Here is a 21533-nt window from a genome sequence, read left to right as displayed (position 1 = left end):
GCCCGCTCCCGTCAGGAGCCGGCGCCCGGCCTGTCCACCAGTTCCACCTGATCCACCGCGTTGCACCAGCGACAGCGCACGGACTCGATGGTCTCACTGACCACTTTGCTCTCCTCGACCTTCGGTTCCCCGGCCAGGTCCAGATGCACGTACTCGACGACCTTCGACGAACGCGTCACGTCGAAGCGCGTGAGGTTGCCGCAGAGCGTGCAGCGCCACCGGGTCTCGGCAGTCGGAAGGGGAACCGTCATCGTGGCAGTCGCTCTCTTTCCTGAATCTCCGTGCCGCACCAGATTCCCTGGAGCGTGTGGCTCGTAACCCTACGGCCTGGCGGGTACTCGACGCCCGTCCACCTGGAGCGGCGAGGCGATCTGCGCGACTTGGTCCCGTTACGTCATGCTCTGCTCATGCTCGCCAACTGGGGTCGCCCCCTCGACAGGGCGGCCAGGACGGTCAGGGCCCTCCGGCATCACCCCGCTCCGGTGACCTACGGGCTGATCGCCCTGTGCTGCGCGGTCTTCGTGATCAGCCCTGCGGCGGGGCTCAGTCCCGCGTACGGCACCGGTGACCGGCTGCTTTCCGCGCAGCGGGCCTATTTCGAACAGTGGGGCGTGGTGCCCGTCGAACTGTTCGAGGGATCACTGCGGGCCGCCGTCACCCCCGCCACCGCGCTCTTCGTGCACGGCAGCTGGCTGCATCTTCTGGGGAACATGCTCTTCCTCTATGTCTTCGGGGCGATGGCCGAGGAGCGGATGGGCCACGTCCGCTTCGCCCTCTTCTACCTGGGCTGCGGCTATCTCGCCCTGTTCGGCTACGCGGTGGTCCACGCCGACTCGTCAGGGACCCTCGTCGGCGCGTCCGGGGCGATCTCCGCTGTCCTCGGCGCGTTCCTCTACCTGTTCCCCAAAGCCCGGGTGACCAGTCTTTTCCCGTTCCTCTTCTTCCTGCCGCTGCGGTTTCCCGCCTGGGTGGTGCTGCCGTTCTGGGTGTCCCTGCAGTGGCTGGCCGCGGGCCGCGCGTCCCAGGGGCCCGGGGTCGCCTATCTGGCGCACCTGCTGGGGTTCTCCGCCGGGTTCCTCTACGCGTGGGTGGCGTACGGCCGTCCGGCTAGAGTGAAATCCCCAGCGCCGGCCCCCGAGGGAGAAAACCAGCCGTGATCACCGCGATCGTGCTCATCAAGACCAGCGTGGACCGGATTCCCGAGATCGCCGAGTCGGTCGCGGCGCTGGAGAGCGTCAGCGAGGTCTTCTCCGTGACCGGGACGTACGACCTGATCGCCATGGTGCGGGTGAAGGCCCACGACGACCTGGCCGACGTCATCCCCGGGATGATCAGCAAGATCCCGGGGGTGGAGGGCACGGACACGCATGTGGCGTTCCGCACCTACTCCCAGCACGACCTGGAGGCGGCGTTCGCCATCGGCGGCGACAACTAGGGCTGTTGCGGAAGCGGCCCCAGGACACCGCCCCTCAGGAGTGGGCCGCCGTCAGGCCGTGGGGACGCAGCGGCCGTCCTGCGTGCGGTAGTTCCAGCGGGCGCCGTCCTGGACCAGTTCCCGCACGGCCCGTACGAAACGCTCCACGTGCTCGTCGGGGGTGCCGGCGCCGAAGCTGACGCGGATGGCGTTCAGGGACTTCTCGCCGGGCGCGGCCTCGGGGGCTCCGCACTCGCCCTGGGACTGCGGGTCGCTGCCGAGGAGCGTACGGACGAGAGGGTGGGCGCAGAAGAGGCCGTCGCGGACGCCGATGCCGTACTCGGCGGAGAGCGCGGCGGCGAAGTGCGAGCTGTTCCAGCCCTCGACGACGAACGAGATGACGCCGACGCGCGGGGCGTCGTCGCCGAAGAGGGACAGGACGCGGACCTCGGGCACCTCGGCGAGACCGGCGAGGACGGTGTCGATCAGGTGCCGCTCCCGGGCGACCAGCGAGGTGAAGCCGGCCTCGGTGAGGGCCTTGCAGGCGGAGGCGATGGAGTAGGCGCCGATGACGTTGGGCGACCCGGCCTCGTGCCGTGCGGCGCTCTCGTGCCACTCGACGTCGACACCCCCGTCGACCCGCCGCGTCACCTTGCGCGAGGCGCCTCCGCCGGCGAGGTACGGCTCGGCCTCGGTCAGCCAGTCCGCGCGTCCGGCCAGCACACCCGCCCCGAACGGCGCGTACAGCTTGTGCCCGGAGAACGCGACCCAGTCCACGTCCAGCTCCCGTACGGAGACCGGGTGGTGGGGCGCGAGCTGGGCGGCGTCGAGCACGATGCGGGCGCCGTGGGTATGGGCGGCGGCGGCCAGCTCCCGTACGGGCCACAGCTCACCGGTGACGTTCGAGGCACCCGTGACGCACACGAGCGCCGGTCCCCGCGGGTCGCGCTCGGCCAGGGCCCGCTCCAGCGTGGCGACGGCCTCGCCCGGGGTGCGCGGGGCGTCGAGATAGGTGACCCGGGCGTCCCGCCAGGGCAGCAGCGACGCGTGGTGCTCGGTCTCGAAGACGAAGACCTGGCAGCCGGCGGGGAGGGCGGCGGCGAGGAGGTTCAGCGAGTCGGTGGTGGACCGGGTGAAGACGACCTGGTCGCCGTCGTCCCGGCAGTCGAGGAACTCCGCGACGGTCCTGCGGGCGTTCTCGAAGAGATCCGTGGAGAGCTGGGACAGGTACCCGGCCCCGCGGTGCACGCTCCCGTAGTACGGGGCGTACGCGGCCACGTCGTCCCACACCCGCTGGAGGGCGGGGGCGCTGGCGGCGTAGTCGAGCGCGGCGTAGGTGACCTCGCCGCCGGTCACGAGCGGGACGGTGACGTCCCGGCCCAGCACGGGCAGCGATCCGGACCCGGAGACGTCCTGACACCCGGTCTCGACGGACTCGACGGACTGGACAGCCTGGACGGACCGGTCGGCGGCAGCGGTGGAGACAGACATGGCGAACTCCTGAGAGGCAGGCGAGATCACTGTGCGGGCCGCGGGCGGGCAGGCCTCGGCGGCTCGGCACAGGAGAGGTGAAAGGGGTACGCGGAAGTGGGGCTCGGCGCCCTATCGCATTCGCTTGCTCATGAAAGGCTCCCTCGAACGACCAGGACCCCTGGTGTGTCCGCTCCAGCGAGCGGTGAGGGGTCCGCGCTTGCCGTAGACCTCACTGCCTACGACCTGGTCTTCACCCGGGGCACCCCGCCACGGACGGAGGGTTGCCGGACAGTCGGCCGGGGCCTCATGACTGTCACTCATGACCTGCCAGCATCTTGCCACACGATCTTCCGAGCGCACTACGGATGTCCGTATACCGGGACGGCGTGGGTCGCGGTGCCGGGCGCGCGGTCCTTTCCGGGGGGCGAGGAACTGCGTCTCTCGGGGGCGCGGGGAACTGCGCGACCAGCCCCACCCGCCCAGCTACCGGTTGGTGGCAGCCACCCACCGGTCGAGCGTCCGCAGCGCCGCCCCCGAGTCGATCGCCTCCGCGGCGCGAGCCATCCCCGCCCGGATCTGCTCCGCGAGCGGCCCGGCGCCCGGCGTCAGCGCCACCAACGCCGCCGCGGAGTTCAGCAGCACCGCGTCCCGGACCGGCCCGGTCTCCCCCTGCAGCAGCCGCCGCGCGACATCCGCGTTGTACGACGCGTCAGCCCCTCGCAACGCCTCCACGGGCACCAGCTCGATCCCCACGTCCCGCGGGTCGAAGGCCTCCTCGCGGACCTTCCCGTCCCGCACGACCCACACCCGCGAGGTCGCCGTCGTCGTCAGCTCGTCGAGCCCGTCGTCACCGCGGAAGACCAGCGAGGAGTTGCCGCGCTCGGCGAACACCCCGGCCATGATCGGCGCCATCAGCGGGTCGGCGCACCCGACCGCCTGTGCCTTCACCCGCGCGGGGTTGGTCAGCGGACCGAGCACGTTGAACACCGTCCTGATGCCCAACTGCCCCCGCGCGGCACCCACATGACGCATCGCCGGATGGAACTTGGCCGCGAAGCAGAAGGTGATCCCGGCCACCTCGGCGACCTCCGCCACCCGATCCGTCGGCAGCGCCAGATTGACCCCGAGCTTCTCCAGCACGTCGGAGGCCCCGGAGGCGGAGGAGGCCGCCCGGTTTCCGTGCTTGACGACCTTGGCGCCGGTCCCGGCGATGACGATCGCCGACATGGTGGAGATGTTGACGGTCTTCGCCCCGTCGCCGCCCGTACCGACGATGTCGACGGTGTCCCCCGGCACCTCGATCACGTTCGCGTGCTCGTACATGGCCCGGACGAACCCGACGATCTCCTCGACGGTCTCGCCCTTGGCCCGCAGCGCCACCACGAACCCGGCGATCTGCGCGTCCGTCGCCTCGCCCCGCATGATGAGGTCCATCGCCCAGGCGGTGTCGTCGGCACTCAGATCGCGCCCGTCCAGCAGCCCGTTCAACAGGACGGGCCAGGAACGGACCGCCGCGGTGTCGCCTCCAGCGGGGGTCACAGCGCTCATATGCCGCTCCTGGGTCCGTCCGTCCCGCGATGGGGACTCCTGTGGGGATGCGCCCGTAGCTCGTGGCCCGTACGGGAACGGGTCCCACCCTATCCAGCCCCCGGGACGGCGAAGAGCCCCGTCCAGGCAATGGACGGGGCTCCTGCCGTGGCGAACAGGCGGAGGATCAGTGGTGGCCGTGGCCGCTCGTGATCTCCTTGTACTCCTCAGCGGTGGGCTTCGGGATCTGGTTGTCCTCCCCGTAGTACGCGTTGCTCAGCTTGGAGCGCAGCTTCTGCGGGGCCTTCACCTTGCGCTCGACACCGTTCTCGTCGGTCCTCGCGCCGATCGCGGCCGGCTCGTACTGCTCGTGGGCCGTGAGGGTGTGCAGGGCCTCCTGGCTGAGCGGCTCGTGCACCTCGACGAACTCACCGTGCGGCAGGCGCTTGATGATGCCCGACTCGCGGCCGTGCAGCACCTTGTCCTTGTCGCGGCGCTGGAGGCCGAGGCAGATCCGCTTGGTGATGATGAACGCCAGGACGGGCGCCACGAAGAACGCGATGCGCACGAACCAGGTGATCGTGTTGATCGACAGGTGGAAGTGGGTCGCCCAGAGGTCGTTCCCACCACCGATCAACAGAACGAAGTACCAGGTCATCCAGGCCACACCGAACCCGGTACGGGTCGGGACGTTGCGCGGGCGGTCCAGGATGTGGTGCTCGCGCTTGTCACCGGTGACCCAGGACTCGACGAACGGGTAGACCGCGATCGCGACCAGGACCAGCGGGAAGATCATCAGCGGGATGAACACGCCCAGCGCGAGCGTATGACCCCAGGCGTTGATCTCCCAGCCCGGCATGACACGGATCAGACCCTCGGAGAAGCCCATGTACCAGTCGGGCTGCGCACCGGTGGAGACCTGGTCCGGCCGGTAGGGGCCGATGGCCCAGATCGGGTTGATCGTGGCGATCGCCGCGATCACCGCGATGAACCCGAAGACCAGGAAGAAGAAGCCTCCGGCCTTCGCCATGTACACCGGCAGCAGCGGCATGCCGACGACGTTCTTGTTCGTCTTGCCGGGACCCGCGAACTGCGTGTGCTTGTGGTAGAAGACCAGGATCAGGTGGGCCACCAGCAGGCCCGCCATGATGCCCGGCAGCAGCAGGATGTGCACCGAGTAGAACCGCGCGACGAAGTCACCGCCCGGGAACTCCCCGCCGAAGAGGAACATCGACAGGTACGTACCCACGATCGGCACGGACAGGACCGCGCCCTCCATGAAGCGCACACCCGTACCGGAGAGCAGGTCGTCCGGCAGCGAGTAACCGGTGAACCCGGTGAACATGCCCAGCACGAACAGCAGGAAGCCGAACAGCCAGTTGACCTCACGCGGCTTGCGGAACGCGCCCGTGAAGAAGACGCGCATCATGTGCACGAACATGCCGGCCAGGAAGACCAGGGCCGCCCAGTGGTGGATCTGCCGGATGAGCAGTCCGCCCCGCACGTCGAAGCTGATGTTCACCGTGGAGGCGAAGGCCTCCGACATCAGCTGCCCCTGGAGCGGGACGTAGCTGCCGTGGTACTCGATCTCGTTCATCGAGGGGTGGAAGAACAGCGTCAGATACACACCCGTGAGGATGATGATGATGAAGCTGTAGAGGCAGATCTCGCCCAGCATGAAGGACCAGTGGTCCGGGAAGATCTTGCGCATGTTGGCCTTGGCCAGGGAGTAGATCCCCAGCCGGCCGTCGGCCCAGTCGGCGATCTTCTCGCCGGCCGGTGCCTTCTCTCGCGAACGCCCCGGCGCGCCGGCGCCCGAGGTGTTCGGGGGGGTCGTAGTGCTCATCCGCGCTCCCAGAATGAAGGACCGACGGGCTCTTCGAAGTCGCCGAGCGCCTCGAGGTAGCCCTCGTCGTTCACACCGATACGCAGCTGCGGCAGGGCGTGACCGGCCGGGCCGAAGATCACTCGGGCACCGTCGGAGAGGTCGAAGGTGGACTGGTGGCACGGGCAGAGGACGTGGTGCGTCTGCTGCTCGTACAGGGAGATCGGGCAACCGACGTGGGTGCAGATCTTCGAGTACGCCACGATGCCCTCGTGGGACCACTCAAGCTCCTGCTTGTCCTTGATGTTCTCCGGCTGGAGCCGGACGATCATCAGGGCCGCCTTGGCGATCTCGGTCTGGAACTCGTGGTCCTCCTCCTCCAGGCCCTCGGGCTTGGCGAAGGTGAGCGAGCCCACGGCGACGTCGGAGGGGCGCAGCGGCTCGTCCGTGTTCACGTTGACGAGCAGCTTGCCCTTGGACCACAGCGTGTGCCGCAGCTTGTCCTCCGGCAGCGGACCGAGGTCGCGCAGCAGGACGATGCCGGACAGCGGGAACAGGGTCAGCGCGCCGAACATCGTGTTGCGGATGAGCTTGCGGCGGCCGAGCGCGGACTCCTTGGCGCCCTGCTTGAAGTCGGCCAGCACCTTGGCCTTGACCTCGGGCTCCGCCGCGATGGGGTGGCGCTCGTCGGCGATCTCCTCGTCGGACATCAGGGTGCGGGCCCAGTGGACCGCGCCCGCGCCGATGCAGAACAGCGCCAGGCCGAGCGTCATGCCCAGGGCGAAGTTCAGACCGCTGATGTGGCCGAGCGGGAAGATGTAGACGATCCGGTCGGCCGGGATCGTCACGAAGGACGCGATGAATCCGACCGTGGCCAGCATCGAGAGCGTGAACAGCAGGGCGACCGTGCGCTCGGACCGCTTGGCGGCCCGCTCGTCGATGTCCTGGATGCGGTGCTCGTGGGGCGGCAGACCGGGATCCGCGAACGGGTCCTTCTCGTCCGCCACGCTCACGGCTCCGTGCGCGTGCTCGTCGACGGCCCGCTCGGCGGGCAGGTTCTCTTCTGGAATGTCTTGGCTACTCATGACTTCTTGGCCTTTGCGGTCCGGGCGGCGACCCATACGGCGACCGCGATCAGTCCGCCGAGACCGAAGATCCAGCCGAAGAGGCCTTCACTGACCGGCCCGAGGCCGCCCAGCTCCATACCACCGGGGCTCTCCGAGTCGTCGCTGTTGACCGCGTCGAGGTACGCGATGATGTCCTTCTTGTTCTTCTCCGTCAGCGTGGTGTCGGGGAAGGACGGCATGTTCTGCGGGCCGGTCTGCATGGCCTCGTAGAGGTGCTTCGGGTCGACATCCTTCAGCGTCGGGGCGAACTTTCCGTTCGTCAACGCGCCGCCCTTGCCCGTGAAGTTGTGGCACTGGGCGCAGTTGGTGCGGAAGAGCTCGCCGCCCTCGGCGATGTCCGCGCCCTCGGGGTTGTACTGCTCCTCGGTCGGCACACCCGGGCCGGCGCCCAGCGAGGCGACGAACGCCGCGAGCTGGTCGATCTCGGCCTGCGTGTAGATGACCTTCTTCTTCGGAACCTGTGCGCCCGGCTGCTGGGCCGGCATACGGCCGGTGCCGACCTGGAAGTCGACGGCGGCGGCGCCCACGCCCACCAGGGAGGGGCCGTCGGACGAGCCCTCACCGCCGGTGCCGTGGCAGCTCGCGCAGCCGACGGCGTAGAGCTTCTTGCCCTCGTCGATGGCGAGGGACTGGGCGACTGTTTCTGCCTGTGCCTTGTCCGCGGGCGCGAACGCGGTGTACAGCCCCCCGGTGGCCGCCAGCGCGAGGAGTAGGACGACGACCGCCGCCAGCGGATGGCGTCGTCGTGCGGAGAGCTTTTTCACGGATTACCCCGGTGTCAGGATCTTCTGCGTCGATGCTGCTGGAATGTGCGCGGGAACGGGCCCGGCTACTTGATCATGTAGATCGTGGCGAAAAGGCCGATCCAGACGACATCGACGAAGTGCCAGTAGTAGGACACGACGATGGCGGCGGTCGCCTGCTCATGCGTGAACCTGCGGGCCGCGTAGGTGCGCCCGAGGACCAGCAGGAAGGCGATGAGACCACCCGTCACGTGCAGGCCGTGGAAGCCGGTGGTCAGGTAGAACACCGAGCCGTACGGGTCGGACGAGAGCGAGAGGCCCTCGTGCTTGACCAGCTCGGTGTACTCGTACACCTGGCCGCCGATGAAGATCGCACCCATCACGAAGGTAGCGATGAACCACATCCGGAGCTTCTTCACGTCTCCGCGCTCGGCTGCGAACACGCCGATCTGGCAGGTGAGAGAGGAGAGCACCAGGATGGTGGTGTTGGTCGCCGAGAACGGGAAGTTCAGGGCGGACGCCATTTCCTTCCAGTGGTCGGGACCGGTCACCGATCGGATGGTGAAGTACATCGCGAAGAGGGCCGCGAAGAACATCAGCTCGGAACTCAGCCAGATGATGGTTCCGACGCTGGTGAGGTTCGGCCGATTGACCGACGGGTGCGCGTGCCCGGTATCTACTGTCGTTGCTGTCGCCACGACCGACATTATGTCGGTCGCTTATCCCGCCCTCACTCCGGGGGGTGCCGTTCGGGGTGTCTGCGGGGTGTGTCCAGCCCGTATGGCCCATCGAAGCCCTGTCCGAACCGGTGTTGACCACGGGTTCGAGGGAGTAGCATCCGCGCATCGGACCCTGTCCGTACCTGTCTCTACAGTCTGTCTCTACGACGCTGACGTCCCGGAGGAAGAATGCAGCCGACCGCAACGGTGCTGGTCTACAGCGACGACTCCAACACCCGCGAACAGGTGCGGCTCGCGACGGGGCGCAGGCCCGCGACCGATGTCCCCCAGGTGGAGTTCGTCGAGTGCGCGACCCCTGCCGCGGTCATCAAGGAACTCGACCGCGGCGGCATCGACGTGTGCGTGCTGGACGGTGAGGCGGTTCCCGCGGGCGGGATGGGGATCTGCCGGCAGCTCAAGGACGAGATCTTCAACTGCCCGCCGGTGCTGCTGCTGATCGGGCGGCCGCAGGACGCGTGGCTCGCCACGTGGAGCCGGGCCGAGGCCGCGGTGACCCTGCCGGTGGAGCCGGTGGAGTTCGCGGCTGCCCTGGCCGGGCTGCTCCGCGACAAGCCGGCCTTGAGCGCCTAGCCGCCCGGCCGCCTGCGGCGGGCTCGCGCCGTACGCGAGTGCGGGTGCGTCAGTGGCTGGGCGCGCGCCGTTCCCCGCGCCCCTGAAGGGGCCCTGCGGGCCCTCCGGGGGGGCGCTATACCGACTCCGGGGTCAGTCTTGCGCGGTCCTCCGGGGGCTGGCCCGCTGCGGTGTCGGGGGTCAGGGCGCTGCCCTGGCGCCATTTGGGCCAGGTGAGGTTCCAGTCGCCGAAGCCGTTGCCGAACGGGTCCATCATGTCGCCGTCGGAGTTGACGACCTTGACGATGTCGCCGGCCCGGACGGTGTCGAAGAACCACTCGGCGTTGGCGGTGCTCATGCCCGTGCAGCCGTGGCTGACGTTGGCCGCCCCCTGGGAGCCCGTGGACCAGGGCGCGGCGTGCACGTACTCACCGCTCCAGGTCACCCTGGTGGCGTAGTACACGGGCAGGTCGTAGGAGTCCGCGCTGCCCTCGGCGATGCCGATGCTGGTGCCGCGCATCCGTACGAAGTACTCCTTGCCCAGGACGACCTTGACGCCGTTGCGGGTGTCGAAGCCCGGCTTGCCGGTGGTGACGGGGATCGTGTTGATCTCCTCACCGTTGCGGTAGACCGTCATCGAGTGGGCCGCGGCGTCCGTCACGGCCTCTATGCGGTCGCCCGTGGTGAGCGTCAGGGGCTTGGCCTCGCCGCCCCAGAGCCGCTCCGCCACCTTGATGCCCGTGAGGTTGCTGGTGGCCCGCACAGTGGCGTGGGCGGGCCAGTACTCCTTGGGGCGGTAGTGCAGATTCGTGTCGTCCACCCAGTGCCAGGCGCCCTGGACCGCGGGCTGCGACTGGACCTTGAGGGCCCGCTCGACGACGGCGCGGGCGGCCTTGTCCTTCACCGGGGCGCTGAGTTCGGCGGTGACGGGCTGCCCGACGCCGTACGTGCCCTTCTCGGGGCCGAACGTCACGCCGAGCCGCTTCTTGGTCCGGGGGGTGCTGGTCTCGAAGTCGATGACCTTGCGCCCCGGCGCGCCGTCCTCGTCCTCGGTGCTCACCCGGACCGTGTAGCGGGCGCCTGCGGCGAGCGGCGAGGTGCTGTGCCACCGGGCTCCGTCGGCCGACAGTTCGCCCGCCACGTAGCGTCCTGCGGCGTCCAGGGCGGTCACGTCGGTGATGCGGCCGCCGGAGTCCTTGGCGGTGATCTCCAGGGGCTTGTCGGGGTCGGCCTTCTTCCCGTCGCTCACGGCGACGCTCAGGGAGATGTCCCGGGCCGCGTCGTAGGGCTCGGCCGACAGGGGGTGGCCGTCGGAGCCGCAGGCCGTGACGCCCACGCCTATGACGACCATCAGTGCCGTGCAGCCGACGGCGGTACGGTTCCGCGGGCGCGCCGTACCGCCGGCGGCGCTCCTGGAGGAAGCTGAGTGGGTCATGTCCCCAACGTAGGAACCACGGTCGGTGGCGGCGCGCCGATTGGGCCGTGCGGGGGACGAAACGTGTGGCGAACGGGGGAAGCCCGGACCTCCTGACGGAGTGTCCGGGCTTCCTTCGTTCAGCGCGTGTTACTGATTCTGGTTCTCTCCGCGGTAGTACTCGAAGACCCAGCCCCACAGGCCGATCAGCAGGAGCGGGGCCGAGAAGAAGGCCAGCCACCAGCCGAAGACGACGCCCATGAAGAGGAGCGCGCCGCCGATCCCCAGGGAGAGCGGCTGCCAGCTGTGCGGGCTGAAGAAGCCCACCTCGCCGGCGTCGTCCGCGACGTCGGCCTCCTTGTTGTCCTGGGCACCCACGTCGACCCGCCGGGCCGTGAAGGCCAGGTAGTAGCCGATCATGATGCACAGGCCGAAGCCCAGGAAGAGCGCCGTGGTACCGGCGGGCTCCTTCGACCACACGCCGTAGACGATCGCCATGACGAGGACGAAGACCGCGAGCCAGATGAACAGCTTGCCTTGGACCTTCACTTGCCCGCCTCCTTGCCGCCGGCGAGGACCTTCTCACCGTGACCGGCGTTCTCGAGCTGGTCGATGGCCGCGATCTCGGGGTGGTGCAGGTCGAAGGCCGGGGATTCGGAACGGATCCGCGGCAGCGTGAGGAAGTTGTGCCGCGGCGGCGGGCAGGACGTGGCCCACTCCAGCGAGCGGCCGTAGCCCCACGGGTCGTCGACCTCGATCTTCTTGCCGTACTTGGCCGTCTTCCACACGTTGTAGAAGAAGGGCAGGATCGACAGGCCGAGCACGAACGAGCTGATCGTCGAGATCGTGTTCAGCGCGGTGAAGCCGTCGGCCGCCAGGTAGTCCGCGTAACGGCGCGGCATGCCCTCGGCACCCAGCCAGTGCTGGATGAGGAAGGTGCCGTGGAAGCCGATGAACAGCGTCCAGAAGGTGATCTTGCCGAGGCGCTCGTCGAGCATCTTGCCGGTGAACTTCGGCCACCAGAAGTGGAAGCCGGCGAACATCGCGAAGACGACCGTGCCGAAGACCACGTAGTGGAAGTGCGCCACCACGAAGTACGAGTCGGAGACGTGGAAGTCCATCGGCGGCGAGGCCAGGATGACACCGGTCAGACCACCGAAGAGGAAGGTGATCAGGAAGCCGGTGGCCCACAGCATCGGGGTCTCGAAACTCAGTGACCCCTTCCACATGGTGCCCAGCCAGTTGAAGAACTTCACGCCCGTCGGCACGGCGATGAGGAACGTCATGAAGGAGAAGAACGGCAGCAGCACGCCGCCTGTGACGTACATGTGGTGCGCCCACACGGTCACGGACAGGCCGGCGATCGCGATGGTCGCGCCGATCAGGCCCATGTAGCCGAACATCGGCTTGCGGGAGAAGACCGGGATGATCTCACTGATGATGCCGAAGAACGGCAAGGCGATGATGTACACCTCTGGATGGCCGAAGAACCAGAAGAGGTGTTGCCAGAGCAAGGCCCCGCCGTTGGCGGCGTCGAAGATATGTGCCCCGAATTTCCGATCCGCCTCCAGCGCGAAGAGCGCGGCGGCCAGGACCGGGAAGGCCAGCAGAACGAGGACCGCGGTCAGCAGCACGTTCCACACGAAGATCGGCATGCGGAACATCGTCATGCCGGGGGCGCGCATGCAGATGATGGTGGTGATGAAGTTGACCGCGCCCAGGATGGTGCCGAAGCCGGAGAACGCCAGACCCATGATCCACATGTCGGCGCCGATGCCCGGTGAACGGACCGCGTCGGACAGCGGGGAGTAGGCGAACCAGCCGAAGTCGGCCGCGCCCTGCGGGGTGAGGAAGCCACCGACCGCGATCAGCGAGCCGAACAGGTACAGCCAGTAGGCGAACATGTTCAGCCGCGGGAACGCCACGTCCGGCGCGCCGATCTGCAGCGGCATGATCCAGTTCGTGAAACCGGCGAACAGCGGCGTCGCGAACATCAGCAGCATGATCGTGCCGTGCATCGTGAACGCCTGGTTGAACTGCTCGTTCGACATGATCTGCGTGCCGGGACGGGCCAGCTCGGCGCGCATCAGGAGCGCCATGACGCCACCGATGCAGAAGAACGCGAACGACGTGACCAGGTACAACGTACCGATCGTCTTGTGGTCGGTGGTGGTCAGCCACTTGATCACAACGTTGCCGGGCTGCTTGCGCCGTACCGGCAGCTCGTTGTCGTACGAGTCTTCGGCCGCGGCGGCACCCTGGGGTTCATTGAGGATGCTCACAGGTTGTTCGTCTCCCGGTTCTTCTCGTGGTCCGTCTGCTCGATGCCGGCCGGGACGTAACCGGTCTGACCCTTCTCGGCGAGCTCCTTGAGGTGGGCCTCGTAGCGCTCGGGAGAGACGACCTTCACGTTGAAGAGCATCCGGGAGTGGTCGACGCCGCAGAGCTCGGCGCACTTGCCCAGGAAGGTGCCCTCCTTGTTGGGGGTCACCTGGAAGGAGTTGGTGTGCCCCGGGATGACGTCCTGCTTCATGAGGAACGGCACCACCCAGAAGGAGTGGATGACGTCCCGCGAGGTGAGGACGAACCGGACCGTCTTGCCCTTGGGGAGCCAGAGGGTCGGGCCGGGGTTGCCGGTCTGGGGGTTCTTCGTGGAGGGCGTACCGACGTCGTAGACACCGCCCGCGTTCGCCGGGAACTGCTTCTTGAAGCGGTCCGGGATCGCGTCCAGGTTCTCGTCGGTCTTCGCGTCACCGGTCGAGCCGTCGACGTTCTCGATGTAGTTGAAGCCCCAGCTCCACTGGAAGCCGACGACATTGACCGTGACGTCGGGCTTCTTGTCGAGGCTGAGGATCTTCGACTCGTCGCGGGCTGTGAAGTAGAACAGCACGGAGACGATGATGAGGGGGACCACCGTGTACAACGCCTCGATGGGCATGTTGTACCTGGTCTGCGGGGGAACTTCGACCTTGGTGCGGCTGCGCCGGTGGAAGAACGCGCTCCACAGGATCAGGCCCCAGACCAGCACGCCCGTGGCGAGTGCTGCGGCCCACGAACCCTGCCACAGGGAGAGGATCCGCGGAGCCTCTTCCGTGGTCGGGGTGGGCATACCAAGACGGGGGAAGTCCTTGTATGTGCAACCGGTGGCGGTCGCCAGGACCAGGCCCGCAGTCAGTGCCTGCAGCAGCTTCCGCCGCATCGGGCGCCGCGGCGAGCGGTCGGAGCCGTAGGGACTCACGTAGCGCCTTCCCGAGAGTCTCGCCCGCGCGTGTTGGCTGCGGCCTTCTCGGTGGTCCGGTCGCCGCCCTGCGTCGGGCAGGGGTTTGGATGTTTATGCGGAGCAAACCCTACTGGACGCTTTTTGGGGTCGCGCGGGGAGGGTCCCCAACGCGCCGCGGCTCACTCCGAAGAGGTGGAATACGGGGCTCCGGGACGCATGTGACGACCCGTCGCGGGGGCCTCCGGCCGGGGCGGGCCGGTTCGTCGTCGGGTGCGGGTGCGCTGTGGCTGGTTGCGCAGTTCCCCGCGCCCCCAGGTACCTGGGGGCGCGGGGAACTGCGCGGCCGACCCCCACCGGTCCGCGGCCGACGCAGCACCCCAGGCACCCCCCCACCTCGGCGAGCGTTAGCGTAATCACGTGTCCTACTTCGACGTCGCGTCGTCCGCGCCCCTTCACCCGGTGGCCCGCCAGGCCCTGCACGCCTCGCTCGACGAGGGCTGGGCCGACCCGTCCCGCCTCTACCGCGAGGGCCGGCGCGCCAGGCTGCTCCTGGACGCCGCCCGCGAGGCCGCCGCCGAGGCGGTCGGCTGCCGTCCGGACGAACTGGTGTTCACCTCGTCGGGCACGCGCGCGGTGCACACAGGGATCGCCGGCGCCCTCGCGGGACGCCACCGCGTCGGACGCCACCTGGTGGTGTCCGCGGTCGAACACTCCTCGGTGCTCCATTCGGCACAGACCCACCGCGACGGCGGCGGGACCGTGTCCGAAGTGGCCGTTTCGCGGACGGGTGCCGTCTCCCCCGACGCGTACGCCGCCGCCCTGCGGCCCGACACCGCGCTCGCCTGCCTCCAGTCCGCCAACCACGAGGTGGGTACGGAGCAGCCGGTGGCCGCGGTCGCCGAGGCGTGCCGCGCGGCGGGGGTACCGCTGCTGGTGGACGCGGCGCAGTCGCTGGCCTGGGGGCCGGTCGCGGGCGGCTGGTCACTGCTGACGGGCAGCGCCCACAAGTGGGGCGGACCCGCGGGGGTCGGGCTGCTCGCCGTGCGCAAGGGGGTGCGGTACGCGCCTCAAGGCCCCGCGGACGAGCGGGAGTCGGGGCGGGCCCCCGGGTTCGAGAACATCCCGGCGGTCGTCGCGGCGGCGGCCTCGCTGCGTGCCGTACGGGCCGAGGCCGCGGCGGAGTCGGCCCGGCTGCGGGAACTGACGGACCGGATCCGCGCGCGGGTGCCCGAACTGGTCCCGGACGTGGAGGTGGTGGGCGATCCGGTCGGCCGGCTCCCCCATCTCCTCACGTTCTCCTGTCTCTATGTCGACGGAGAGACTCTGCTGCACGAGCTGGACCGTGCGGGGTTCTCGGTCTCGTCCGGGTCGTCCTGCACGAGCAGCACGCTGACCCCCAGCCATGTGCTGAGGGCGATGGGTGTGCTGAGTGAGGGGAACGTCCGGGTGTCGCTTCCGCTGGGTACGCCGGCGGAGGAGGTGGACCGGTTCCTGGAGGTTCTGCCCCGTGCGGTCGCGGCGGTCCGGGAGAAGCTGGGGGCTCCGGGGGCCGCCACGGGGGTGCCCCTCCGGAGCGCCTCGCCCGCCTCGCCCGCCTCGGACGTCCTCGTCGTGGACGCGCTCGGCAAGCTCTGCCCGATTCCGGTGATCGAACTCGCCAAGGTGATCACCGAGGTTCCCCTGGGCGGCACCGTACGGGTCCTCGCGGACGACGAGGCGGCGCGGCTCGACATTCCGGCGTGGTGCGAGATGCGGGGGCAGGAGTATGTGGGAGAAGAGGCGGCGGAAGCCGGAACGGCGTACCTGATCCGCCGCGTGGCCCTGTAGGCGCCCCAGAACCCGGACGGCCCGGTCCGCCGGCGACTGCGGGTGCGTGGTGGTTGCTCGCGCCGTTCCCCGCGCCCCTAAAAACCCCCGGTCCGTCGACCTCCGCGGGTACGTCGTGGTTGCTCGCGCCGTTCCCCGCGCCCCTAAAAACCCCCGGTCCGTCGACCTCCGCGGGTACGTCGTGGTTGCTCGCGCAGTTCCCCGCGCCCCTAAAAACCCCGGTCCGTCGACCTCCGCGGGTGCGTGGTGGTTGTTCGCGCCGTTCCCCGCGCCCCTCAAAACCCCGGTCCGTCGGCCCCCGCGGGTACATGGTGGTTGCTCGCGCCGTTCCCCGCGCCCCTCAAGACCTAGGGGCGCGGGGAACTGACGGCGGGGCGGCGGGGCTAGGAGAGGTGGTCCTGGACCTCCGCGGCCGCGTCGTGGCCGTACGCCTTCGTGAACCGGTCCAGGAAGCCCGCGCGCCGCAGCTCGTACTCCTGCGTGCCCTTGGTCTCGATGACCAGCGTCGCGAGCATGCACCCGACCTGCGCGGCCCGCTCGTGCGAGACACCCCAGGCCAGCCCCGACAGGAACCCCGCGCGGAAGGCGTCGCCGACACCCGTCGGGTCGACCTTCGCCGTCTCCTCCGGAACGCCCACCTCGATCGGGTCCACCCCGACACCCTCGATCCGCACCCCGCGCGCCCCGAGCGTCGTCACCCGGTGGCCCACCTTGGCAAGGATCTCCGCGTCGCTCCAGCCGGTCTTGGCCTCGATGAGCCCCTTCTCGTACTCGTTCGAGAAGAGGTACGTCGCCCCGTCGAGGAGCAGGCGGATCTCGTCGCCGTCCATCCGGGCGATCTGCTGGGAGAAGTCCGCTGCGAAGGGGATCGAGCGCGTCCGGCACTCCTCGGTGTGCCGGAGCATCCCCTCGGGGTCGTCCGCGCCGATCAGGACGAGGTCGAGTCCGCCCACCCGGTCGGCGACCTTCTTGAGCTCGATGAGGCGCGCCTCGCTCATCGCACCGGTGTAGAAGGACCCGATCTGGTTGTGATCGGAGTCCGTGGTGCAGACGAAGCGCGCGGTGTGCAGCACCTCCGAGATCCGGACGGACTCGGTGTCGACGCCGTGCCGGTCCAGCCAGGCCCGGTACTCGTCGAAGTCGGAGCCCGCGGCCCCGACCAGGATCGGCGAGGAACCCAGCTGGCCCATGCCGAAGGCGATGTTCGCGCCTACGCCGCCCCGGCGTACGTCCAGGTTGTCGACCAGGAAGGAGAGGGAGACCGTGTGCAGCTGATCCGCGACCAGCTGGTCGGCGAAGCGGCCGGGGAAGGTCATGAGGTGATCGGTGGCGATGGAGCCCGAGACAGCGATACGCACGGCTAGGACACACTCCTGCGAGGAGGGGGATTGACAGTTCACGCTACCGGGTCGAAGTACGGCCGTCAGTGGGATCTGGTTGAACTCCCAGCCATGAAGCAGGCAAAACTACCCGATAGTAGGGCTTTTCCGTCCGGCTTCCGGTGCATACGGTTCCGTTATGACGAACCTCAAGATCCACGGCGACGCTCCACTCGGCCCCCTGGGCGCCGAAGGCATCGAGGGCGGCCTCGCCGAGCTGCGGGGCGACTGCGCGCGCATGGCCTCGTACTGGGAGGCACCCGCCCGGATCACTGCCCGCCCGGTGTCCCCGGCACTCATCAGCGGTGTGACCGTTCCGTCGGCCTCCGCCCGCCTGCTGGACGGCATGTCCGACTACGGCGACTGACGACCACCCGGGATCTCGAAGCCTCCCCCGTCCGAAGGGAACCGCACGCTCCTCCGCCGCGTCCCATCGCTGTCCCCCGTAAAGGGGAGGCAGGATACGACCCCGCTGTTGCCCTGACCCGGTCAGGGACGGGTCCCGTGGGACGACGGCGGCGTGGCAGAAGGAGCAATGCGGTGGACACCGAGCGACCCGACAACGACGCGGCCACGGCCGCCGACGAGGACCGGCCGCGCCGGCGGCGTTCGCCGGTGGCCGTCGCCTCGGTGGCGGCAGCGGTGCTGCTCGCGGGTGGCGGCGGGGCGTACTTCGCCGCCACCACGTCCGGCGGCTCCAGCGGCTCCGGTGGCGAGGACAGCTCCGGCACACCGCGCGGCGACGCGACTCCCCCGCTCCTCGCTCTCGACGGCTGGACGGAGAGCGGCACGAGCGGCACCGCGGGCACGGGCGGTATCGCGCCCGGCGAGCCCGACCCGAGCGGCGCGACCTACCGCGCCGAGGGCGAACTGCCCGACGGCCCCTCCTCCGCGGCGGTCTACCGCGCGAAGGGCACGGTCGGCGCGGCCGAGGTGGCACGGCTCGCGAAGGCTCTGGGCGTGGAGGGCACCCCGAAGACGGAGGGCGACGCCTGGAAGGTCGGTGCCACGAAGGACGCGTTCGGCCCCGGGCTGCGAGTGAGCAGGAAGGCGCCCGGCACCTGGACCTTCAGCCGCTTCGCGCCCGGCACCGACAACTGCAAGGGCACCACGACCTGCGCGAACCGGAGCGGGGACGGGAGTGCGGACGGGGGCGCGGACGGGGGCAAGGCCGCGAACGAGAGCGCCAAGGGTGCCGACGTGGACCCCGTGAGCGCGGACGCCGCGAAGAAGGCCGCCTCGCCCGTCCTCAAGGCGGTCGGCCAGGACGACGCGAAACTCGACGCCGGGCAGCTGATGGGCGCCGTGCGCGTGGTGAACGCGGAGCCGAGGATCGGCGGCCTGCCCACCTACGGCTGGACGACCGGCGTCCAGATCGGCCCGGACGGTCAGGTGGTCGGCGGCAGCGGCCAGTTGAAGGCGCCGGTGAAGACCGACACGTACCCCGTCCTCGGTGCGGAGAAGACGCTCGACCTGCTGAACGGGTCCGGGACGGGCGACGGGCGCGTGGGCATCGGCGGCTGCGCCAGCCCCGTACCGCTGAAGGACAAGAACGAGTCTCCCTGCGAGACCTCGACGTCGAGCGCGGCACCGAAGGCCGAGCCGGTCGTCGTCGAGGGCGCGGTGTTCGGGCTCGCCACGCACTCCGTGGAGGGCGGCCGGCAGGCGCTGGTGCCGTCCTGGCTCTTCGAGGTACGGCCCTCGGGGGCCGACGACAGCTTCACCGTGACCCATCCCGCGGTCGACCCGAAGTACCTGACCGCTCCGCGGCCGCCGGGGACCGCCCCGAGCCCGCGGCCGAGCGGGCCCGGTGACGGGACGAGCGCGGCGCCCAGGACCCAGGACGTGCGGGTCGAGGGCTACAGCGTCGACGGCAAGGAGCTGACCGTGCGCTTCACGGGCGGTGTGTGCAGCGACTACGCGGCCTCGGCGAAGGAGGCCGACGGCAAGGTCACGGTCCGGGTGACCGGCAAGCCGTGGCAGGACAAGGTCTGCATCATGATCGCCAAGGTCTTCCACGAGAAGGTCGCGCTCGACAAGCCGCTCGGGGACCGCGAGGTGGTCGGCTCGGACGGCAAGGCGGTACCGCCGGAGAAGGACCTGCCGAACCCTTAGGGGTGACGACACGGCCGGGACCGGGCACGGCCCGGACCAGGTGCCGACCGGTTCCGGGTACGCGGAAGGCGGCGCCCCGTTGGAGGGGGCGCCGCCTTTCCGCGTCACTCGGGGTGCCGCTCCGAACGGCTCTGGACCAGGAACCGGACAGTCCTGGCAGAGCCGGACAGGTCCTAGCTGAAGGAGTCGCCGCAGGCGCAGGAGCCCGTCGCGTTCGGGTTGTCGATCGTGAAGCCCTGCTTCTCGATGGTGTCCACGAAGTCGATGGAGGCGCCGCCCAGGTACGGAGCGCTCATGCGGTCGGTGACGACCTTCACGCCGCCGAACTCCTTGACGACATCGCCGTCCAGGGAGCGCTCGTCGAAGAAGAGCTGGTACCGCAGGCCGGAGCAGCCGCCGGGCTGAACGGCGACGCGCAGCGCCAGGTCGTCGCGGCCCTCCTGCTCGAGCAGGCCCTTGACCTTGCCCGCGGCGGCGTCCGACAGGAGGATGCCGTCGCTCACGGTGGTGGTCTCGTCCGATACGGACATCTGCTTCTCTCCCGGGTTGTACGGAGACTGCTTGCCGACGGTTGCAACCGCCGGGGCCGCGGATTCATTCCGGGCCGAGCGGGTGTCTTTGGCTCTCTCTTCATGCTCGCACACCCGCCTGGAAGCGGAAAACGCCCTGTGGACAACCGTCTGGACCAGGCCCGTGGACCGGCCGGCGGCGACCCGTGGACCGGGCCCCGCGGACCCGACGGGATTCACGTCACATAGACGTTATGGGCGTCGTCAAAGTGACGTGAAGCGGATATGATAGATAACGTCATTTCGACGAAAAGGCGTGGTCCTGCTTGATCGCTCCAGTCGGTCGATCCAAGCGAGCCGCAGAACAGAAAGGGTGTGTGTCGTGACCACCGCCCAGACCCAGGAGCTCGACGTACAGCCGACGCCCCTCGCCCTGCTGCTGCTCGGCCGCGAGGCCGACCCGCGGAGCGAGCGCGGCGTCGAGTGCCCCGGTGACCTGCCCTCGCCGTCCGACCCGAACCTGGTGGAGCGCGCCCGCGCGGCCAAGGAGAAGCTCGGGAGCAAGGTCTTCGTCCTCGGCCACCACTACCAGCGCGACGAGGTCATCCAGTTCGCGGATGTCACGGGCGACTCCTTCAAGCTGGCCAAGGACGCCGCGGCGCGCCCCGAGGCCGAGTACATCGTCTTCTGCGGTGTGCACTTCATGGCCGAGTCGGCGGACATCCTGACCTCCGACGACCAGAAGGTGGTCCTGCCCGACCTGGCCGCCGGGTGCTCGATGGCCGACATGGCCACCGCCGAGCAGGTCGCCGAGTGCTGGGACGTACTGACCGAGGCCGGGATAGCCGAGCAGGTCGTGCCCGTCTCGTACATGAACTCGTCCGCGGACATCAAGGCGTTCACGGGCAAGCACGGCGGCACGATCTGCACGTCGTCCAATGCCGAGAAGGCGCTGAACTGGGCGTTCGAGCAGGGGGAGAAGGTACTTTTCCTGCCCGACCAGCACCTGGGCCGCAACACCGCCGTACGGGACCTGGGTCTGTCGCTCGACGACTGTGTCCTCTACAACCCGCACAAGCCGAACGGCGGCCTGACCGTCGAGCAGCTGCGGAACGCGAAGATGATCCTGTGGCGCGGGCACTGCTCGGTGCACGGGCGCTTCTCGCTGGAGTCGGTGGAGGACGTGCGCGCGCGGATCCCCGGGGTGAACGTGCTCGTCCACCCGGAGTGCAAGCACGAGGTCGTGTCCGCGGCGGACTACGTCGGCTCGACGGAGTACATCATCAAGGCGCTGGAGGCGGCTCCGGCCGGCTCCAAGTGGGCCATCGGCACGGAGCTGAACCTCGTCCGGCGACTGGCGAACCGTTTCGCCGCCGAGGACAAGGAGATCGTCTTCCTCGACAAGACGGTCTGCTTCTGCTCGACCATGAACCGCATCGACCTGCCCCACCTGGTCTGGACCCTGGAGTCCCTGGCCGAGGGCACCCTCGTGAACCGCATCGAGGTGGACCGCGAGACGGAACAGTTCGCGAAGCTGGCGCTTGAGCGGATGCTGGCGCTGCCGTAGCCCGCAGACAGCGTCCAGGTGCCTGCGGGCGCGGAGAAGTGGGCGGTGGCCCGAATCCTGGCCACGTGAAGAGGACGGCCGTGGCACCGACACCTCAGTCGGTG

The 21533-nt window shown here is 69.2% G+C and carries 20 protein-coding genes and 1 riboswitch; of the genes, 7 read left to right on the top strand and 13 right to left on the bottom strand.

The genetic code is table 11. From position 1 onward, the window contains the following. Positions 1-11 precede the first annotated feature (11 nt). The gene (locus ACLVWQ_RS30035; protein ID WP_414112363.1) at positions 12-251 is read right to left on the bottom strand and encodes a hypothetical protein; all 240 of its coding nucleotides are present in this window, start codon (positions 249-251) and stop codon (positions 12-14) included. A 156-nt stretch (positions 252-407) separates the two neighbouring features. On the opposite strand from ACLVWQ_RS30035, the gene ACLVWQ_RS30030 reads away from it, so the two are divergent. After that, on the top strand, positions 408-1157 hold the full coding sequence (locus tag ACLVWQ_RS30030; RefSeq protein WP_414112362.1) for a rhomboid family intramembrane serine protease: 750 nt from the start codon (positions 408-410) through the stop codon (positions 1155-1157). After that, positions 1154-1435 carry an Lrp/AsnC family transcriptional regulator gene (locus ACLVWQ_RS30025; protein WP_414112361.1) on the top strand — a complete coding sequence of 94 codons (282 nt, stop codon included), beginning with the start codon at positions 1154-1156 and terminating at the stop codon, positions 1433-1435. Before ACLVWQ_RS30030 ends, ACLVWQ_RS30025 begins: the two co-directional genes overlap by 4 nt. Positions 1436-1486: 51 nt before the next feature. Here ACLVWQ_RS30025 and ACLVWQ_RS30020 read toward each other — a convergent pair whose 3' ends face one another. The 6 genes from ACLVWQ_RS30020 to ACLVWQ_RS29995 form a co-directional block, all read right to left on the bottom strand. Further along, positions 1487-2905 carry an aminotransferase class V-fold PLP-dependent enzyme gene (locus ACLVWQ_RS30020; RefSeq protein WP_414112360.1) on the bottom strand — a complete coding sequence of 473 codons (1419 nt, stop codon included), beginning with the start codon at positions 2903-2905 and terminating at the stop codon, positions 1487-1489. A gap of 190 nt (positions 2906-3095) precedes the next feature. Beyond that, positions 3096-3212: riboswitch (SAM riboswitch) on the bottom strand. A 158-nt stretch (positions 3213-3370) separates the two neighbouring features. Beyond that, on the bottom strand, positions 3371-4435 hold the full coding sequence (gene trpD, locus ACLVWQ_RS30015) for an anthranilate phosphoribosyltransferase (protein ID WP_414112359.1): 1065 nt from the start codon (positions 4433-4435) through the stop codon (positions 3371-3373). Positions 4436-4601: 166 nt separating this feature from the next. Continuing rightward, positions 4602-6260: a cytochrome b gene (locus tag ACLVWQ_RS30010; protein ID WP_414112358.1), complete on the bottom strand. Its 1659-nt coding sequence runs from the start codon at positions 6258-6260 to the stop codon at positions 4602-4604. Further along, positions 6257-7324 (bottom strand): Rieske 2Fe-2S domain-containing protein, encoded by a 1068-nt coding sequence (locus ACLVWQ_RS30005; protein WP_414112357.1) that lies wholly within the window; start codon positions 7322-7324, stop codon positions 6257-6259. Before ACLVWQ_RS30005 ends, ACLVWQ_RS30010 begins: the two co-directional genes overlap by 4 nt. Continuing rightward, positions 7321-8130: a c-type cytochrome gene (locus ACLVWQ_RS30000; protein WP_414112356.1), complete on the bottom strand. Its 810-nt coding sequence runs from the start codon at positions 8128-8130 to the stop codon at positions 7321-7323. Before ACLVWQ_RS30000 ends, ACLVWQ_RS30005 begins: the two co-directional genes overlap by 4 nt. Positions 8131-8195: 65 nt before the next feature. Further along, positions 8196-8816: a cytochrome c oxidase subunit 3 gene (locus ACLVWQ_RS29995; protein ID WP_414112355.1), complete on the bottom strand. Its 621-nt coding sequence runs from the start codon at positions 8814-8816 to the stop codon at positions 8196-8198. Positions 8817-9017: 201 nt separating this feature from the next. Between ACLVWQ_RS29995 and ACLVWQ_RS29990 the strand changes: the two genes are divergently transcribed. Continuing rightward, the gene (locus tag ACLVWQ_RS29990; RefSeq protein ID WP_414112354.1) at positions 9018-9419 is read left to right on the top strand and encodes a hypothetical protein; all 402 of its coding nucleotides are present in this window, start codon (positions 9018-9020) and stop codon (positions 9417-9419) included. A gap of 115 nt (positions 9420-9534) precedes the next feature. Here ACLVWQ_RS29990 and ACLVWQ_RS29985 read toward each other — a convergent pair whose 3' ends face one another. The 4 genes from ACLVWQ_RS29985 to coxB form a co-directional block, all read right to left on the bottom strand. Continuing rightward, a complete protein-coding gene (locus tag ACLVWQ_RS29985) occupies positions 9535-10833 on the bottom strand; it encodes an Ig-like domain-containing protein (RefSeq protein ID WP_414112353.1) in 1299 nt (432 codons plus the stop codon). Positions 10834-10962: 129 nt separating this feature from the next. Beyond that, complete coding sequence (locus ACLVWQ_RS29980; protein ID WP_414112352.1) at positions 10963-11361, bottom strand: cytochrome c oxidase subunit 4; 399 nt, start codon at positions 11359-11361, stop codon at positions 10963-10965. Then, the gene (gene ctaD / locus ACLVWQ_RS29975; RefSeq protein ID WP_414112351.1) at positions 11358-13094 is read right to left on the bottom strand and encodes a cytochrome c oxidase subunit I; all 1737 of its coding nucleotides are present in this window, start codon (positions 13092-13094) and stop codon (positions 11358-11360) included. The genes ACLVWQ_RS29980 and ctaD overlap by 4 nt, the downstream gene beginning before the upstream one ends. Beyond that, positions 13091-14050 (bottom strand): cytochrome c oxidase subunit II, encoded by a 960-nt coding sequence (gene coxB, locus ACLVWQ_RS29970; protein WP_414112350.1) that lies wholly within the window; start codon positions 14048-14050, stop codon positions 13091-13093. Before coxB ends, ctaD begins: the two co-directional genes overlap by 4 nt. A 399-nt stretch (positions 14051-14449) precedes the next feature. Between coxB and ACLVWQ_RS29965 the strand changes: the two genes are divergently transcribed. Further along, positions 14450-15859: a cysteine desulfurase/sulfurtransferase TusA family protein gene (locus tag ACLVWQ_RS29965; protein WP_414112349.1), complete on the top strand. Its 1410-nt coding sequence runs from the start codon at positions 14450-14452 to the stop codon at positions 15857-15859. 383 nt (positions 15860-16242) lie between these two features. Here the strand turns inward: ACLVWQ_RS29965 and ACLVWQ_RS29960 are convergent, their stop codons facing one another. Then, entirely contained in the window at positions 16243-17217 is a 975-nt protein-coding gene (locus ACLVWQ_RS29960) for a carbohydrate kinase family protein (protein WP_414112348.1), read from the bottom strand. 160 nt (positions 17218-17377) lie between these two features. Between ACLVWQ_RS29960 and ACLVWQ_RS29955 the strand changes: the two genes are divergently transcribed. Both ACLVWQ_RS29955 and ACLVWQ_RS29950 read left to right on the top strand, forming a co-directional pair. Continuing rightward, positions 17378-17605 carry a hypothetical protein gene (locus tag ACLVWQ_RS29955; RefSeq protein ID WP_414112347.1) on the top strand — a complete coding sequence of 76 codons (228 nt, stop codon included), beginning with the start codon at positions 17378-17380 and terminating at the stop codon, positions 17603-17605. A gap of 173 nt (positions 17606-17778) precedes the next feature. Then, a complete protein-coding gene (locus tag ACLVWQ_RS29950) occupies positions 17779-19353 on the top strand; it encodes a hypothetical protein (RefSeq protein WP_414112346.1) in 1575 nt (524 codons plus the stop codon). 173 nt (positions 19354-19526) lie between these two features. Here the strand turns inward: ACLVWQ_RS29950 and ACLVWQ_RS29945 are convergent, their stop codons facing one another. Beyond that, positions 19527-19883 carry a HesB/IscA family protein gene (locus tag ACLVWQ_RS29945; protein ID WP_414112345.1) on the bottom strand — a complete coding sequence of 119 codons (357 nt, stop codon included), beginning with the start codon at positions 19881-19883 and terminating at the stop codon, positions 19527-19529. Between the two features lie 361 nt (positions 19884-20244). On the opposite strand from ACLVWQ_RS29945, the gene nadA reads away from it, so the two are divergent. Next, the gene (gene nadA, locus ACLVWQ_RS29940) at positions 20245-21429 is read left to right on the top strand and encodes a quinolinate synthase NadA (RefSeq protein ID WP_414112344.1); all 1185 of its coding nucleotides are present in this window, start codon (positions 20245-20247) and stop codon (positions 21427-21429) included. The last annotated feature ends 104 nt before the right edge of the window (positions 21430-21533 follow it).

The organism is Streptomyces sp. CWNU-52B, from assembly GCF_047444975.1.
Classification (GTDB): domain Bacteria; phylum Actinomycetota; class Actinomycetes; order Streptomycetales; family Streptomycetaceae; genus Streptomyces.
The sequence above is the reverse complement of the archived record's forward strand: the minus strand, read 5'-3'. Positions and strand labels throughout refer to the sequence as shown.